We start from the raw sequence: 15,401 nt of genomic DNA, 5'->3' as shown, positions 1-15,401 counted from the left end.
ATATTTAAGCATAAAAAAACTCTGATTTTCGTCAGAGTTGATGTATTTTAAATTTTAAAATTATAAAATCTTGGAAACTTCATTACAAAGCCATTCCAGCAATTCTAAATCTTCTTTTGTGAAAGGATCGATGGTGTGAGAATCTATGTCGATCTGACCGATATTTTCACCGTTTTTGAAAATAGGAACTACAATTTCAGCTTTCGTATCAATTGAACAGCTCAAATAATTATCCTGCAAATGCACATCAGGTACGATGAATGTTTCGTTTGAAACTGCAACCTGTCCGCAAATCCCTTTTCCGTAAGGAATAATAATGTGATCGGTTTCTGCACCAACGTAAGGACCTAACTTTAACTCATCTTTATCTCCGTTTTTGAAATAAAAACCAGTCCAGTTGAAATACGAAATTTCCTGATCCAGCAAATGACAAACTTTTTCAAGTTTCTCTTCGGTATTATGTTTTGGACTTTCAAGAATAGACGAAAGTCTTTTTTTTAATTCAGACATTTTATAATTTGTTTTAAGAAAATTGTTTTAGAGAAAGCTCCTGTTTGTAACCGAACATTCCTCTTTCTTTTATCATCTCAGCCACACCATCCGGTACCTGATTTTCCCAGCCGCTTATATTGCAGGCTATTTTTCTCAGTATTTCTCTTGAATAAATCTCCAAAAACTCCGGATTATAATTTTTTATGTCTACAATACGGTTGTTGAGCTTGAAATATTTATACAATTCTTTCAGACTTTCTTCCACTTTAAGGTTATCAGAATCTAATAATTCGTGGGTTTCGGGATCTTTGTAAGGATACAGATAGACTCTCATTCCATTACGGAAAAACTTACCGAATGCTTCCAAAATTCCACCAGACAAGTCTTTATAATATTTTTCATCAAATACCATCAACATATTGTTTACACCCATCGCGACACCAATGTCGCCATTCGTATAGTGAGAGAAATAGTCGATCAGCCTGTAATATTCTGAGAAATTAGAAATGATTACCGTATACCCTAATTTACCAAGTACATCTACTCTGTCGAGGAAATCCCTCTCATCAATATCTCCGTCTGCACGAAGGTTTGAGATGGTAATTTCAATGAGAACTTCCGTTTCTTCCTGTGTACAGATAGCATCTTTCAGAAACATATCCATTCCATTGCGGAGCATATCAATATTTACTTTTGTTACCGGCCTGAAACTTCCTCTAACGGCAAAAATATTTTTTTTGTATAAAACATCTGCCGGAAGCATATTATTACCTTCAGAATTAAAAATCACTGCATCGGTCATATTATTCTTAACCAACTGCAAAGACATCAATCTGTTGTCGACATAAGCAAAAGCAGGACCGCTAAAATCGATCATATCAATCTCCAGATTGTCTGTAGCTACATCATCATACAAAGATTCAATCAGCCTTCTCGGGTTATCAAAATAAGTAAATGCACCAAAAATAAGATTAACACCTAAATTACCAAGGGTTTCCTGCTGCAAAGTAGCATCATTTTCTTTGAATTTTACATGAATCACCACCTCATTGTAATCTTCATTTTCCTTGATCTGAAAACGAATTCCTACCCAGCCGTGGCCTTTTACGGTTTTATCAAAATTAATAGTAGTAACGGTATTGGCATAGGAAAAAAATTTTCTGTTCGGGCTGTTTTCTCTGGAAATCCTTTCTTCAATCAGTGCAACTTCGTACCGAAGCATTTTTCGAAGTCTGTTTTGGGTCACATATCGGTTTCTTACCTCCTTTCCGTAGATTGCATCACTAAAGTCTTTATCATATGCAGACATGGCCTTAGCAATTGTACCGGAAGCTCCTCCTGCTCTAAAAAAGTGTCGCACAGTTTCCTGTCCTGCTCCGATTTCTGCGAAAGTACCATAAATAGTAGGATCAAGATTTATTGTTAATGCTTTTTGTTTAGGAGTTAGTTTCTGATACATTAGGACATTAAATTTTTCGTAAATTTACCAAAATTAAACCAACCTCAAAACAAAATGAAGTTGAAATTTTTAGGAACCGGAACTTCTCAAGGCGTCCCAGTAATTGGCTGCACCTGCGAGGTCTGTCTGTCCCAAAATCCGAAAGACAATCGTTTCAGAGCATCTGTAATGGTAACAACCGATGAAAATAAAAAAATTCTCATCGACTGCGGTCCCGATTTCAGACAGCAGATGCTGATCAACAATGAAAATCATATTGACATCGCTCTTCTTACGCATGAACATAACGATCATGTGATAGGTCTTGACGATATGCGCCCCCTGATTTTCAAAAGTGGAAAAAACATGCCGCTATATTGCAGCGAAAGAGTTGGAAATGAAGTCAAAGGGCGTTTTCCCTATGCATTTGCAGATGAAAGATATCCGGGAGCTCCTGCTTTTGATTTACATACAATTGACAATAAACCATTTGAAGTTTTAGGTCTAGAAATCACTCCTGTTGAGGTCTTACATTACAAAATAACAGTTTTTGGATATAAATTTAAAAACGTAGCTTATATTACAGATGCCGGTTTTATTTCTGAAACTGAAAAGGAGAAATTACAAAATTTAGATGTGTTGGTTCTAAACTGTATCCGAAAGTTTGATCCGCATCCTGCTCATTTTGTTTTACCAGACGTGATTAAATTATTTGAAGAACTAAAACCTAAGAAATTATTTTTAACCCATATCAGCCACCACTTTGGGCTGCATGAAGTTGAAGATAAGTTACTTCCCCAAGGAATGCACCTTGCATACGATGGTTTGGAAATAGAATTTTAGAGAAAAGTGTATAAAAAGTTTTTGAAGATTAAAAAAAGTTTCTATATTTGCACACCAATTTAAAGTAAGCCCGGTTGGCGGAATTGGTAGACGCGCTAGACTCAAACTCTAGTATCGCAAGATGTACCAGTTCGATTCTGGTACCGGGTACTGAAAACCTCTGATATCAATAGATCTCAGAGGTTTTTTTATTTAATTTTTTTGTGAAAACAGTATTTAATCTTAAGCTGAAATAGAACGGCTTACTGGTCTTGTAAAGCCATGAAAGTTATCATACGTATAATATAAATCTTTGAAGTACACATCAGATTCTATTTCAGATTTCTCAGGGTTTATTTCAGTTTTGCTATCTTTCTGTGGGGTTTTTTTTGTAACAGTTTTTAATGTTTTTATTTCCTTTAGGCAACAGCAATGTTGATGATCTGATACTTGATGTTCAGATAATTTAATAATACGGATGTCAGTATTTAAATATTGGGTATTTTTATCAAATAAGCGACTGTTTAATGTAAAGTGCGGTTCACCATGATAAAAATAATGATCAATTATTTCAGGGTGGTTATTATCTTCTTTTCTAACTGAAGTTGCTGCATAATATCCTTTACATTGCGTGCAAAAAGCTACCTTTACATTGATCGTATCCATAGTTTTATTTTTGATTTTGTGCTTGTATTACAGAATTTATGCCACAAGGTTTATTTCGAAAGGAAAAAATATGAATTTTTACAAACTATTTCAAATCCCATTATTTTGATTTTTTTAATCAAATCAAATAAATGTAAAAACCATAAACAATCATAAAGTTTGGCGGATGATAAATAAATTTCATTTTATAAATCACTTGTAATTATCCTTTCAATTTTTTATTGCTGTGGAATAATCTTTGTCGGATGTATTATATTCAACAATTGGAAAATCAAATATGAAAATAGCAACTTATAACGTTAATGGAGTCAACGGTAGACTTCCTGTTTTGCTACGATGGCTTAAAGAATCAAAACCAGATATCGTGTGTCTGCAGGAACTAAAATGTCCACAGGAAAAATTTCCTGTAGATGAAATCAATGCGGCAGGTTACCATGCAATATGGAAGGGGCAAAAAAGTTGGAACGGAGTAGCTATTCTTTCAAAAAATCATGAAATACAGGAGGTGCAGAATACTCTCCCGGGTGATGCAGAAGATTTTCAAAGCCGATATATTGAAGCAATTATTGATCAAAAAGTGATTTGCTGTCTTTACCTTCCCAACGGCAATCCTTACCCGGGACCTAAGTTCGATTATAAACTTTCATGGATCAAGCGGTTTAAAAAAAGAACCAACCAGCTCATTAAAATGGAACTTCCTGCAATTCTTATTGGTGATTTTAATATTATACCTTCCGAAATAGATGTTTATAAACCTGAAAAATGGGAGAACGATGCGTTATATAGACAAGAAGTAAGAAAAGCCTTTCAGGATATGCAGAAAAAAGGATGGACGGACTCTTTGAGAAAGATTTTCCCCAACGAGCAGATCTTTACGTTTTGGGATTACCTTTACCATGCTTACGACCGGAATGCCGGGATAAGGCTTGATCATATTTTGCTGAGTCCTTACCTGTCTGCTGATTTATTGAATGCCGGAGTTGATAAATACGTACGGGGCTGGGATAAAAGCAGTGATCATGCTCCAACATGGATCGAACTGAAATGATTAAAACGCAACTGTTATAAACAAATACAGTCACGCAATTGCGTGACTGTATTTGTTTATATAATTAAAAGCCTTATTATTTAGCTTCAAAATAAACCCTTCTGTTAGCTCTGTTTTTCCATTCAGGACACTTAGTAGCAGGATCACATTCAGGATATTTCAAATCTTTTTTTCCTCTTCCCAATGCATCTAGCTTTGTAGACTCTACTCCATTTTTGACAAGATAATCCTTTACGCTGTTTGCTCTTTTTTCAGATAAATTCTGATTGTAAGCCTCAGAACCTCTGGTATCTGTAGTTCCGATAACTGTAAAAGCACCGTTTGATGTATTGATATAGTTAACGGCATTATTAAGAATTGGTGTATTTGAAGGTAAAATTCTGTCTGAATTTAAATCAAATTCGATTCCGTCTAATTTTGTTTCAGCTTCTGTTACAGTCCCTGAATTACTAGATGTTGTAGTGGTAGGACAACCATTGTTTTCTACCGGTCCTGGAACAGTTACACACTTATCGTATAAATCGATTACTCCGTCTAGATCAACATCCAATGCAACACCTGCTCCGTCAACTCTTGCACCAGCAGGAGTATCCAGTTGTCTGTCCCAATCGTCACAAACTCCATCGTTATCTGCATCACCAGCTTTACAAACATCAATATCCTGATTTTTCTCTGCCAGAACATCCAATTTATAATAGATTTCCTGCAAAGGGTCATGCCACATCAAGTGCGACTCATGCTTTCCTAACTTTACAGATAATCCTAAAGTTGCATTGAAGAAATTATCTGATACCTGATCTTCTCTTCTATTGATATCACTGTACTGCTGTCCACCTCCATCAAAATGATCATCTGTGGTCACCACATACATTACTCTACCTTCAAGGTCTAATCTGTTATTGATTTTGTATTTCAAACCTGCACCAGCCTGTCCGAAGAACGACTGCGTTTTGAAAGGTTTGATTTCTGTCATTAATCTTTGTCCGAACTCATCTTTCAAATAAGCTTTGTACGCCATTGCACCTATACCAGCATAACCATGTAATGCCCATCTGTAAGGAGATTTATTATCTACACGTCTCATTAAATTAGAAAAGTTAATATCTCCTAAAATTGAGATCGCATCATACTGTGTTCTTGCACCTTCTTGTCTGTTTATTGATGCATTAGCGGGAGCGGCATCTTTTGTGTTAAACCATCCCTGTCTAGTTTCTCCACGGTCATACTGTAGATTAATACCAAATGCATGCGTAATTGCCTTATCAATACTTACATAAGCAGAATAACCGATAAGATTTTTACCGTTACCATTTTTGATTGATGTAAGATCTGCAGACTGCACCAAAGGTACACCTGCACCAAAAGATACAGACCAATCATTAAATCTTTTAGATTGTTGAGTGAAAGGGCTTACATTGGCAGAACCAGAACTAAATGTGTTTGGATATTCACCGGTAGATGATACCTGCAAACTGTCTTGTGCCATGATTGAAGCAGGCATAGCAAGAGCTAATGAAAAAATTGCTAAACTTAGTTTCATATATTATTTTTTTAATTGTTTAATAGTTAAGATTTAAATATTAAGTATTGCTACTCTATTCCTCTGAAAATATCAGACATTCGTGATATTCTGCTATGAGAAATTATCATACGTGCAATCGTACTTGCAACATGCATACCAAAATATGAACAATGAACATTTAAATAGTTGAAATGTTAAATTCAATTAAAAAATAAAAGCTTTTTACTGATGTAAAAAGCTCGCTTTGTGAAACTTAATAAACTATTCGCATAAATAAGACGATATAGATATTTTTTATAAAATGACAACAATCATGTTTTAGATTATTTGAATTATTGCTCCTGATGATGATAAATAGTATTCAAATTTATTTTACAATTTAAGAGCCTCATTTGCTTTCTCTTTCGTCTAACTATATTCATATTTGGGCTTTTCTAAAATGTTAATCAAAGAATTCTCAAAAGATTACTTGTAATGGATGAAGATACCGTAGTCAGTAGGTGTCCAGAGTGCTGCTTTTTGCCCGGCTGATTTTAAAGCATTATTCGCCCAGGTATTACAGGTATCAAGAAAGCTGTAACGTCCTTTTGCGTCGTAAAAAGCATCATTATCACTGTAGACAGCATTGGTAGGAACTAAAATATAGTTTCCATTCTGATCTTTATCAAATTTAGCATCAACAAATTTTACCAAATTCTGATACTGCGTTTTGCTGATCATTATTTTTTTGCAATCTGAGGCTTCTGTCATTGTTTTATAAAACGAGGTGTGCATCGCAGATTCGCTCAGCCAAAATGCGGCTTTCACGGCAGTAGAAAATTTCAGGTCTGCCCATGTCGGTGTATCAAGATAAAAACCTTTGTCACCCCATCCTATTCCTACATAATTGTAGTCAGTATTTTTAGAAGTTGTATTTGAAAATGGAATTTTAGCACTCCAATCCTGAAGCTCGTTCTTTACAGGCATTACAATATCTGTGTGAACTCCATTGGTATAAATATAAATTGGAATTTCTTTTTTCTCATTATCATCTTTTGCAGAAACTTCGATGAAAGGAAGTAAAAATCCCAAAACTGCATACAGTACAATTATTCCGATAATTATTCCCAGCGATTTTAAAACGTAGATCAATATAATTTTGAAACTCATATTTTTGATTGTCAATGAATAAAATTTAATAATGAATTTTTCGTAAAAGTATTTGTTTTATTCTGAAATATCAGTAAATTTAGTCAACAAACTCTCACAAATATGCACAAAAACCAGAAATCCCAAAAGAGATTTAAATTAAGAGTAAAAACAGCGCCTAAAAGAACTCAGAAAAAACGTTGATTTTTTTAAGATGACGTTTTTTTAAAAGTCGGTTTTCTTTGTAGGAAAGGCTTTTTACATTTTTACCGGTTAAATCTTTAATTTCTTTAAAATACAATTTTAAAGATGGTAAATTATCCTCTCTATTTTTTGGAAACTAAAATTTCCGAATAGATATTTCCACCGTTACATTTTACTTCAATTTTTCTGAAGACCGGTCTAAAAATTCAATATTTCTCTTCAAACCCGCAAATTTAGTTCGCTTTACTGGTGACTTTCTGAATATTTCCACAAACAGTTCTTGAGTCAATTCTTTCCATTCACCTTTTTTGAAATTTTTTAATAATTCATTAGGTTTAAACTTTGTCTGAAGATTTGGCGAAGAAAAACGATTCCAAGGGCAGACATCCTGGCAAATATCACAGCCGAACATCCAGTCTTCCATTTTGTCTTTAAAATAATCAGGAATCTGATCTTTAAGCTCTATCGTGGCATAAGAAATACATTTACTCCCATCAACTATTTTATCAGAAACAATGGCATCTGTAGGGCAAGCGTCAATACATTTTGTGCAGCTTCCGCAGTGATCTCTCGCTGCATGATCCGGAATTAAATCTAAATCACAGATTATCTCGGCCAAAAAGTAAAACGAGCCGCTTTGCTTGGTAATTAAATTAGAATTTTTCCCAACCCAGCCGATGCCTGATTTTTTAGCCCAGCTCCGTTCCATAACCGGTGCAGAATCTACAAAAACTCTAAATGCAAAATCGCCGATTTCCTGGTGTAGCTCCAAAACAAGCTCACGAAGAATATCTTTTATAACCTCATGATAATCTTCTGCATAGGCATACTTTGAAATTTTAAAATTGTCTAAAGCTGAAATTTTCTCTTCAGGGAAATAATTATAAGAAAGAGAAATCACCGATTTCGAGCCTTCTACCAATAATCTGGGATCCAGGCGTTTGTCAAAATGATTTTCCATATATTTCATTTCGCCATGGTAATTATTATTCAGCCAGCTTTCCAGATGATGAGCATCTTCTTCCAAAAAATCTGCTTTGGAAATTCCACAATCCTGAAAACCAAAACTTTTAGCTTTAGCTTTTATCAATTGAGAATATTTTTCGGCAGTTGAATTCATAATTTTACATTGCAAAACTAAGATTATTTTATAAATTTGTTAGGATTTGGGAGTCTTGAAATTTTTCATGCTCCATTTAATCATTAACTTTAAAATAAATCAAATATTATGTCATTAGCAGAAGTTTTAAAATCAGGAAATTACCATTTAATCGATGTTCGCGAGCCTATGGAGCTTGAAATGGACGGACATATAGATGGTGCCCAAAATATACCTCTAGGTGAAGTAGAAGATAGAAAAGAAGAAATTTTGTCTATTACGAAGCCTGTAGTTTTATTTTGCAGAAGCGGAAACAGAAGCGGCAAAGCTCTAGACCTTCTTCAATCTGAGGGTTTGAAGGAAGGTTATAACGGTGGCGGATGGTCTGAATTAAAGGCACATTTAGAAGCAAATCAAGGAACTTTTTAAGTTCCTTTTTATTTTAATATCATGGGTCTGAAAGAAAATTTCACAAGCCTTTGTCTCCTATTTTTTGATAACGATACTTTAACTGATCATCTTTGGACAGAAATTGAAAAAAAATATTCTGGAAAAGGAAGACATTATCATACTCTAATTCATTTGGAAAATATGTTTTCTGAACTGGAATTGGTAAAAGATAAAATTTTGAATTTTGATACAATCTCATTTTCAGTTTTTTATCATGATATAATTTATGATGCAACATCAAAACTGAATGAAGAAAAAAGCGCAGATTTTGCAGAATGCAGACTTCAACAAATAGATGTAAACGAGACTGTAACTGCAGAAGTTACAAAACAGATTTTAGCAACGAAATCTCATCAAAAATCTGAAAATGTTGACATTAATTATTTACTGGATGCCGATTTATCCATACTTGGAAAAAATTCTCAATCCTATCTAAATTACACAAAGGAGATCAGGAAAGAATATTCCATTTATCCTGATTTTCTTTATAAACCAGAGAGAAAGAAAGTTTTACAGCATTTTCTGGAGCTGGAAGGTATTTTTAAAACTGAATATTTTAGGGAGAAGTATGAAACTCAGGCGAGGAGAAATATTGAGCTTGAGTTAAAAAGTTTGTAAATCTTAAAAGTTTTTCCTTAACAATAGATATGTTTAATCATACAGCAAAAATTCTTTGAATTTTTGCCACACTCCAGAGAAGGAGATTTTTTGGCTTTCCAAATTTCAGAATTTGGGCATTTTTGTTTCTTCAAACTCTTTCAAAAGATTGGCAAAAACCGCTTCCACAGACAGCACCTCATCAATCAAAGCTGAGACCTGTCCGATTTCAAGTTCACCCTCTTCCATATCACCTTCAAACATTCCTTTTTTTGCTCTTGCTCTTCCCAGAGCGGCAATCAATGATTCAGAATTTCGGCCAACGTTATAGATATCTTCCAATTCATTGAAGAATTTATTTTTAACCAATCTTACAGGAGCTAATTCTTTTAAAGTTAAATGGGTGTCACCTTCATTCAGTTCGGTAATTTTTCTTTTCCAGTTTTCATGGGCGCTTGCTTCAATGGTGGCAGCAAAACGACTTCCGATTTGAACGCCGTCAGCACCTAATATCATCGCAGCTTTCATCTGAGAACCTAAAGCAATTCCGCCAGCTGCGATAAGCGGCTTCGAGATATGTTTTTTAACATTCGGAATAAGACAGAATGTGGTAGTTTCATCTCTTCCGTTGTGACCTCCGGCTTCAAACCCTTCAGCTACGACAGCATCTACTCCGGCATCTTCACATTTTATGGCAAACTTAGTAGACGAGACTACATGAGCTACTTTTAATCCTTCTTTCTGTAATGCTTCTGTGTAAGTTTTGGGATTTCCGGCAGATGTAAAAACGATTTTTACGCGTTCTTCCAGAATAATCTTAATCACCTCATCCAAATTCGGATACAGCATGGGTACATTCACCCCAAAAGGCTTGTCTGTCGCTTTTCTGCATTTCTGAATATTCTCTCGCAAAACATCCGGATACATACTTCCTGCACCAATTAATCCTAAACCGCCACAATTGGAAACGGCAGAAGCCAATCTCCAACCAGAATGCCAGATCATACCCGCCTGAATAATGGGGTACTTGATATCAAAAAGTTCTGAAATTCTATTTTTGCTTTCCTGCATCTCGTGAAGTTTTTTTGCCGAATTGAAATCTATAAAATTGCTCATACTGTAAAAATACTAAAAACATAGAATCTAAAAGATACTGCGAAAGATTTTTGCATAAAAAAAAACCTCCAGATTTCTGAAGGTTTTGATTTTATTTTTTGATGGATTCTTTTTTCCAGTTTCCTTTGAATTTACAAGTGTCATATCGACCGTCGATGGAAATAAAGGTGGTTGAAATTTTTGAACTGACATATTTTTCAATCATCTCGTTTCTCTTCTTATTGAGCGCCATCTGTTTAATTCTGTCGTAATCAGTTTCTAATGTAATTTGATGGGAAGGTATCACGTCTTCAATTTTCACAATCTTTACGACTTTTCTTTTTCTTTCGTCTTCGTCATCGAAAGCTGTAGTGATATCACCTTTGTTTAAACCAGCCAATTCATAACTGATCGTTCCCGGAATACTTTCTCTTTCAATTTTATTTGAACCATCTGCTCCGGGAATAACTCCGGCGTTGAATTTTGTTCTTTTATCATCAGAAAATTTAAATGAAGCATCTTTAAAAGTTATTTTCTCCGCTAAGATCAATCCTCTGATACTGTCTAATTTTTTTTTGGCTGTGGTAATTTCTTCAACCGTAGGCGTTGCCATCAAAAGAATGTGTCTTGCATCATACACTTTTCCTGATTTTTTCACCAGCTGAATAATGTGGTATCCAAACTCTGACTCCACAGGATCTGAAATTTCACCTTCCTGTAAATTTAAAGCAGCTGCTTCAAAAGGTTTTACCATCTGACCCTTATAAACATTTTTCATCAGACCACCGTTGGGTGCAGAACCCGGATCTTCAGAATATATTCTTGCCTGGCTTTCAAAACTTTCTCCTCCCGCAATATCCTGCTTGATTTTTTTCAGTTTATTGATCAATTCATCCTTGTGAGCTTCAGTCAATTTCGGATTCATTACAATTTGTGAAAGAGAAACCTCATCTTTTATTTCAGGTAACTGAGATTTGTATAAATTATAAAAATCTGTCACTTCATTTGGTGTAACGTCAGCTTTTTCTGTAATTCGTTGGTATTTTGCTTGTCCGTAATAGGTATCTGTATCTATTTTTTCGATAGCATTTTTCATTTCATACCCGGTTCTGAATTTATAAGCCGTTAACATTGATTTTTCGTCAGGAAACTGAGAAAGCAGCTGGCTGTATTTTGCATTTGCCTGTTCTTTGATCGCGGCAGAACGGTTTTCAATCAGCGTATCTTTTTTAGCTTCAAAAACTAGAAATTTGTTATTGATCAGATTTTCCAGGAAATCACATTTATCTGCGGCTCCTGCACCCTGCTGTTTTGCATAATTCATCTGCTCATCCACGTCAGATTCCAGAACAATTTCATCGCCGATCACAGCCGCAATACCGTCTATCAACTGACCTTGCTTTAGCTGAGCATTTACTTTTGTTGAAAACAACACAGCAAAAATCCCAAAAAGAAAAGCGATTTTTAATTTATTTATCATTTTACTATTTTAAACGAGTTGCAAATTTAGAATTCTTAACGAATTACACTCAATTTTTTATTATAAATATTTCTTAAAAAAGCTCTAATTATTATAGCTTCACATCAAAAGTTGTTAATTCTTTGAATTGCTTTAGTCTTGCATGCATATCAGCTTCGGTAACTTCTTCAATTCTTTCTGTCCCGAATTTTTCTACGGTGAAAGAAGCCATCGCAGAACCTACAATCAATGCAGACTTCATTGTTTCAAAATCGAACGTTCCTTTTTTAGCCAGATAAGCTGCAAAACCTCCTGCAAAAGTATCTCCTGCACCCGTCGGATCGAATACCTCTTCTAACGGAAGTGCCGGTATCGCAAATATTTTATCATCGTGGAAAAGAATGGCACCGTGCTCTCCTTTTTTGATGATGACAAACTTGGGACCCATGGTATGAATCTTTTTCGCTGCTTTCACCAAAGAATACTCACCGGAAAGTTGTCTTGCCTCTTCATCATTGATGCTGATCACGTCAGTTTTAGCAATCATATCTATCAAAATATCCATTGCAGAATCCATCCAGAAATTCATAGTGTCCAAAATTACCAGTTGAGGACGCTGATTCATTTTTTCAAGAACTGATAATTGAACACCGGGATGAAGATTCCCTAGTAACAAAATCTCTGCATCTTGCATAGATTGAGGAATTTTAGGGTCGAAATTCTCGAGAACATTCACCTCAGTTGCCAGTGTATCTCTTGTATTTAAGTCATTATGGTATTTCCCGGACCAGAAAAAAGTTTTTCCTTCTTTCACGATCTCCAGTCCTTCAATGTTGATATCTCTTTTCGAAAACATATCTAAATGCTCCTGCGGAAAATCACCTCCTACAACAGAAACAATCCCGGATTTTACTCCCATCACTGATGCAGTGATTCCAATATATGTGGCAGCTCCTCCTAAAATTTTGTCTGTTTTACCAAATGGTGTTTCTATTGCGTCGAATGCAACACTTCCTACAACTAAAAGTTTCATATGTATTTTTATATTTTTTTTAATGGTCATATGGAATCTTACGATGCCATATGTATTTTGTTAAAGTTCTAATTTTTCCATTCAAAAGTATCCAGCATGTGCATGATATCTTTTTTGATATAATCAACTGCCGGTGCCAGAGAATCGGGCTTTGGTCTGGTGTCAAAATATAAATAAGCAGTTACAAAATGTTTTGTACTGTCTGTAGCGTAAAACTGAAGATTAGAAGCACTCTGCCCTTTCAGTTCATAAAAATTTCCATAAACTTTTCTTTCCGGGTATTGAAAAGATTTTGCATCAATTGAACTTGCTTTGATAGTATGCTCATATACCATCTTCTCCGCTTCTTTCACATGATCTGCAAAATCACCCTGTACCGGGTAATAGGTTAAAAAGATTTTCGCTTTCATCTTCGGATAGTTCATATAATACCAGCATGGCTTTTTTGCATCTGCGATAGTGGCAAAATCTGAATATTCAAAAGTATATGAACAGTTTTTCTCAAATTTCTGATATTTTGGTATGGGATATTCTAATCTCAGCTCGCCATAAGGTTTCGGTTGAGTCTCTTTCTCACAAGATATCAGAAGCAATGAAGTAAAAATAAAAATGACTTTTCTAATCATTTTGCAAAAATACAAATTACATTTGACTTGGTAGAACTTGCGTTTTATATTTTAGGACACAAATTTCAGCATTTCAACGAGTTTTGAATTATAATTCCCTGTTTTGTATTATTATAAAAACTTATATGCCACCTCATAATTTTGAATATAATTTTCCAAAGGTTTCGGAAACGACCTTTCATGCGAATTTTCAACATTGGTGATCATGTAATCATTTTGAAAAGTAAAATTTTTCCAGGCCTGTTCTGAATCTACTTCAACATTAAATATTTTTATAAATAAATTTTTGTGGGTCAGTTTGTGATTGATAGTTTTGGCACTCTTAATGAAAGGAATTAATTCATCTGAAATTTCAAGCGGAAATTCAAATAGTTTTTTCCAGATGAAGTCATCTTTTCTTTGTTGAATTAAAAATTCTCCGTTTCTGTGAACGAAATAGTATTTTAATTCTAAATCTGTCGCTTTTACTTTCTTTGTTTTTACAGGAAATTTTGAAATTTTGTTTAATGAAAATGCCAAACAATCCTTATTTAAAGGACATTCTCCACAAAGCGGATTTCTGGGTTTGCAGATTTCAGAACCAAGATCCATCATCGCCTGATTAAAATCTCCCACATTTTCCGGCATGATCAAATGTGCCAATTCTGAAAAATAATTAAAAGCTTTCGAATTGGAAACATCAAAATCATCCGCAAAAACCCGGCTCAGAACCCGGTAGAAATTTCCGTCAACAGCGGGAATTTTACCATCAAAACAAATACTTGAAACTGCAGCTGCCGTATATTTGCCGACTCCTTTTAATTTTAAAATTTCGTCATATTCAGAAGGAAAAATTCCATCATAATCATTGATGATCTGTTGCGCAGCTTTATGAATATTAATGGCTCTGGAATAATAACCTAAACCTTTCCAATAGAGCAAAACTTCATCTTCTTTAGCATCTGCTAAAGTTTGTACATCGGGAAATCTTTTGATAAAATTATTGTAATGGTTGAGTCCCTGAGCGATGCGTGTCTGCTGGAAAACGATCTCGCAAATCCAGATTTTATAGGGATCTTTTGTACTTCTGAAAGGTAAATCTCGTGCATTCTTATCATACCACTTCAAAAGTTGGGTTCCGATATGAAGAAAGTCTGATTTTCTATTGTTATTATCCAAAAAAGTGGCTGATTTTATGAATACAAAGGTAATTATTTCTGCTGGTTCTCAAATTTATATATCGGCGCCGCCTTCAGCCATTGATATTTGATGTTTAATTCTTCGCCGATCATTTTATACCCTTTCAAAGTTTCTAAGTAAACATACACTGAATCATTATTTTCTTTTTTAAACTGTAATTTCTGATTTGATATAAACCTGAGCGGAAAATTCACCACAGAATCTCGAGTGGTTTTCAAAACCTCACCTGATTTAATTTTATAAATAAAAAAACTTTTACCGCGACCTTTTGAACTGTCTGTAAGAGCAAGATCTGACGTACCCAAAACCAATGTACTGGCCTCAAAAGACTCTTCTTTATTCATTACATATGCTTTGTTTGCTCCACGCTCGTTTTGGAAAAGATCAACATTATATTGGTCGGGACGCTCATATTTTTTTTCGCAGCCTGAAAATAGTAATCCTGTAAATGATAAAATCAATATACCTTTTTTCATCACATTCTTTTTATAATTAATGTACAGAAAAAAACCGATGTTTTGACGCATCGGTTTATATTTTTGT

The 15,401-nt window shown here is 34.6% G+C and carries 16 protein-coding genes and 1 tRNA gene; 5 read left to right on the top strand and 12 right to left on the bottom strand.

Translation table 11 applies throughout. From position 1 onward, the window contains the following. Nucleotides 1-60 precede the first annotated feature (60 nt). Entirely contained in the window at nucleotides 61-510 is a 450-nt protein-coding gene (locus tag K0U91_RS11105; protein ID WP_115950968.1) for a GAF domain-containing protein, read from the bottom strand. A 13-nt stretch (nucleotides 511-523) separates the two neighbouring features. Further along, nucleotides 524-1,951, bottom strand: a complete 1,428-nt coding sequence (locus tag K0U91_RS11100) for a TonB-dependent receptor (protein WP_219971471.1) — start codon at nucleotides 1,949-1,951, stop codon at nucleotides 524-526. 54 nt (nucleotides 1,952-2,005) lie between these two features. Between K0U91_RS11100 and K0U91_RS11095 the strand changes: the two genes are divergently transcribed. Both K0U91_RS11095 and K0U91_RS11090 read left to right on the top strand, forming a co-directional pair. Further along, on the top strand, nucleotides 2,006-2,773 hold the full coding sequence (locus K0U91_RS11095; RefSeq protein ID WP_220179675.1) for an MBL fold metallo-hydrolase: 768 nt from the start codon (nucleotides 2,006-2,008) through the stop codon (nucleotides 2,771-2,773). A 68-nt stretch (nucleotides 2,774-2,841) separates the two neighbouring features. Continuing rightward, nucleotides 2,842-2,923, top strand: a tRNA-Leu gene (locus K0U91_RS11090). Nucleotides 2,924-2,995: 72 nt separating this feature from the next. On the opposite strand, the gene K0U91_RS11085 is transcribed toward K0U91_RS11090, so the two are convergent. After that, a complete protein-coding gene (locus K0U91_RS11085; protein WP_220179674.1) occupies nucleotides 2,996-3,418 on the bottom strand; it encodes a hypothetical protein in 423 nt (140 codons plus the stop codon). Between the two features lie 277 nt (nucleotides 3,419-3,695). Here K0U91_RS11085 and xth point away from each other — a divergent pair, with 277 nt between their 5' ends. Next, nucleotides 3,696-4,466, top strand: coding sequence for an exodeoxyribonuclease III (gene xth / locus K0U91_RS11080; protein WP_220179673.1), 771 nt, complete (start codon nucleotides 3,696-3,698; stop codon nucleotides 4,464-4,466). A 76-nt stretch (nucleotides 4,467-4,542) separates the two neighbouring features. Here the strand turns inward: xth and K0U91_RS11075 are convergent, their stop codons facing one another. From K0U91_RS11075 to queG, 3 genes are all read right to left on the bottom strand, one after another. Then, a complete protein-coding gene (locus K0U91_RS11075; protein ID WP_219971466.1) occupies nucleotides 4,543-6,006 on the bottom strand; it encodes an OmpA family protein in 1,464 nt (487 codons plus the stop codon). Nucleotides 6,007-6,453: 447 nt separating this feature from the next. After that, nucleotides 6,454-7,137, bottom strand: a complete 684-nt coding sequence (locus K0U91_RS11070) for a TIGR02117 family protein (RefSeq protein ID WP_220179672.1) — start codon at nucleotides 7,135-7,137, stop codon at nucleotides 6,454-6,456. Between the two features lie 355 nt (nucleotides 7,138-7,492). Continuing rightward, complete coding sequence (gene queG / locus K0U91_RS11065; protein WP_219971462.1) at nucleotides 7,493-8,440, bottom strand: tRNA epoxyqueuosine(34) reductase QueG; 948 nt, start codon at nucleotides 8,438-8,440, stop codon at nucleotides 7,493-7,495. Between the two features lie 108 nt (nucleotides 8,441-8,548). Here queG and K0U91_RS11060 point away from each other — a divergent pair, with 108 nt between their 5' ends. Both K0U91_RS11060 and K0U91_RS11055 read left to right on the top strand, forming a co-directional pair. Continuing rightward, the gene (locus K0U91_RS11060) at nucleotides 8,549-8,848 is read left to right on the top strand and encodes a rhodanese-like domain-containing protein (protein ID WP_220179671.1); all 300 of its coding nucleotides are present in this window, start codon (nucleotides 8,549-8,551) and stop codon (nucleotides 8,846-8,848) included. 21 nt (nucleotides 8,849-8,869) lie between these two features. Further along, nucleotides 8,870-9,487 carry an HD domain-containing protein gene (locus K0U91_RS11055; RefSeq protein WP_220179670.1) on the top strand — a complete coding sequence of 206 codons (618 nt, stop codon included), beginning with the start codon at nucleotides 8,870-8,872 and terminating at the stop codon, nucleotides 9,485-9,487. Nucleotides 9,488-9,592: 105 nt separating this feature from the next. Here the strand turns inward: K0U91_RS11055 and K0U91_RS11050 are convergent, their stop codons facing one another. The 6 genes from K0U91_RS11050 to K0U91_RS11025 all read right to left on the bottom strand — a co-directional run bounded on the left by K0U91_RS11050 (nucleotide 9,593) and on the right by K0U91_RS11025 (nucleotide 15,334). After that, nucleotides 9,593-10,582, bottom strand: a complete 990-nt coding sequence (locus K0U91_RS11050) for an NAD(P)H-dependent flavin oxidoreductase (protein WP_258561866.1) — start codon at nucleotides 10,580-10,582, stop codon at nucleotides 9,593-9,595. Between the two features lie 91 nt (nucleotides 10,583-10,673). After that, on the bottom strand, nucleotides 10,674-12,041 hold the full coding sequence (locus K0U91_RS11045; protein WP_219971459.1) for a peptidylprolyl isomerase: 1,368 nt from the start codon (nucleotides 12,039-12,041) through the stop codon (nucleotides 10,674-10,676). A 91-nt stretch (nucleotides 12,042-12,132) separates the two neighbouring features. Beyond that, entirely contained in the window at nucleotides 12,133-13,053 is a 921-nt protein-coding gene (locus K0U91_RS11040) for a PfkB family carbohydrate kinase (RefSeq protein WP_219971458.1), read from the bottom strand. Between the two features lie 68 nt (nucleotides 13,054-13,121). After that, nucleotides 13,122-13,679, bottom strand: a complete 558-nt coding sequence (gene gldD, locus K0U91_RS11035; RefSeq protein WP_220179669.1) for a gliding motility lipoprotein GldD — start codon at nucleotides 13,677-13,679, stop codon at nucleotides 13,122-13,124. A 111-nt stretch (nucleotides 13,680-13,790) separates the two neighbouring features. Continuing rightward, entirely contained in the window at nucleotides 13,791-14,837 is a 1,047-nt protein-coding gene (gene mutY, locus K0U91_RS11030; protein ID WP_220179668.1) for an A/G-specific adenine glycosylase, read from the bottom strand. Between the two features lie 32 nt (nucleotides 14,838-14,869). Beyond that, nucleotides 14,870-15,334, bottom strand: a complete 465-nt coding sequence (locus tag K0U91_RS11025; RefSeq protein WP_220179667.1) for a hypothetical protein — start codon at nucleotides 15,332-15,334, stop codon at nucleotides 14,870-14,872. Between the last annotated feature and the right edge of the window lie 67 nt (nucleotides 15,335-15,401).

It is taken from the genome of Chryseobacterium sp. LJ668, from assembly GCF_019613955.1.
In the GTDB taxonomy this organism is placed as follows: Bacteria; Bacteroidota; Bacteroidia; order Flavobacteriales; family Weeksellaceae; genus Chryseobacterium.
This window is presented reverse-complemented; position numbering and strand designations above follow the sequence as displayed.

Bases quoted from the DNA above. Each gene is read 5' to 3' on its own strand.
- K0U91_RS11105 (WP_115950968.1), bottom strand. From the start codon at position 510: ATGTCTGAATTAAAAAAAAGACTTTCGTCTATTCTTGAAAGTCCAAAA.
- K0U91_RS11100 (WP_219971471.1), bottom strand. From the start codon at position 1,951: ATGTATCAGAAACTAACTCCTAAACAAAAAGCATTAACAATAAATCTT.
- K0U91_RS11095 (WP_220179675.1), top strand. From the start codon at position 2,006: ATGAAGTTGAAATTTTTAGGAACCGGAACTTCTCAAGGCGTCCCAGTA.
- K0U91_RS11085 (WP_220179674.1), bottom strand. From the start codon at position 3,418: ATGGATACGATCAATGTAAAGGTAGCTTTTTGCACGCAATGTAAAGGA.
- xth (WP_220179673.1), top strand. From the start codon at position 3,696: ATGAAAATAGCAACTTATAACGTTAATGGAGTCAACGGTAGACTTCCT.
- K0U91_RS11075 (WP_219971466.1), bottom strand. From the start codon at position 6,006: ATGAAACTAAGTTTAGCAATTTTTTCATTAGCTCTTGCTATGCCTGCT.
- K0U91_RS11070 (WP_220179672.1), bottom strand. From the start codon at position 7,137: ATGAGTTTCAAAATTATATTGATCTACGTTTTAAAATCGCTGGGAATA.
- queG (WP_219971462.1), bottom strand. From the start codon at position 8,440: ATGAATTCAACTGCCGAAAAATATTCTCAATTGATAAAAGCTAAAGCT.
- K0U91_RS11060 (WP_220179671.1), top strand. From the start codon at position 8,549: ATGTCATTAGCAGAAGTTTTAAAATCAGGAAATTACCATTTAATCGAT.
- K0U91_RS11055 (WP_220179670.1), top strand. From the start codon at position 8,870: ATGGGTCTGAAAGAAAATTTCACAAGCCTTTGTCTCCTATTTTTTGAT.
- K0U91_RS11050 (WP_258561866.1), bottom strand. From the start codon at position 10,582: ATGAGCAATTTTATAGATTTCAATTCGGCAAAAAAACTTCACGAGATG.
- K0U91_RS11045 (WP_219971459.1), bottom strand. From the start codon at position 12,041: ATGATAAATAAATTAAAAATCGCTTTTCTTTTTGGGATTTTTGCTGTG.
- K0U91_RS11040 (WP_219971458.1), bottom strand. From the start codon at position 13,053: ATGAAACTTTTAGTTGTAGGAAGTGTTGCATTCGACGCAATAGAAACA.
- gldD (WP_220179669.1), bottom strand. From the start codon at position 13,679: ATGATTAGAAAAGTCATTTTTATTTTTACTTCATTGCTTCTGATATCT.
- K0U91_RS11025 (WP_220179667.1), bottom strand. From the start codon at position 15,334: ATGAAAAAAGGTATATTGATTTTATCATTTACAGGATTACTATTTTCA.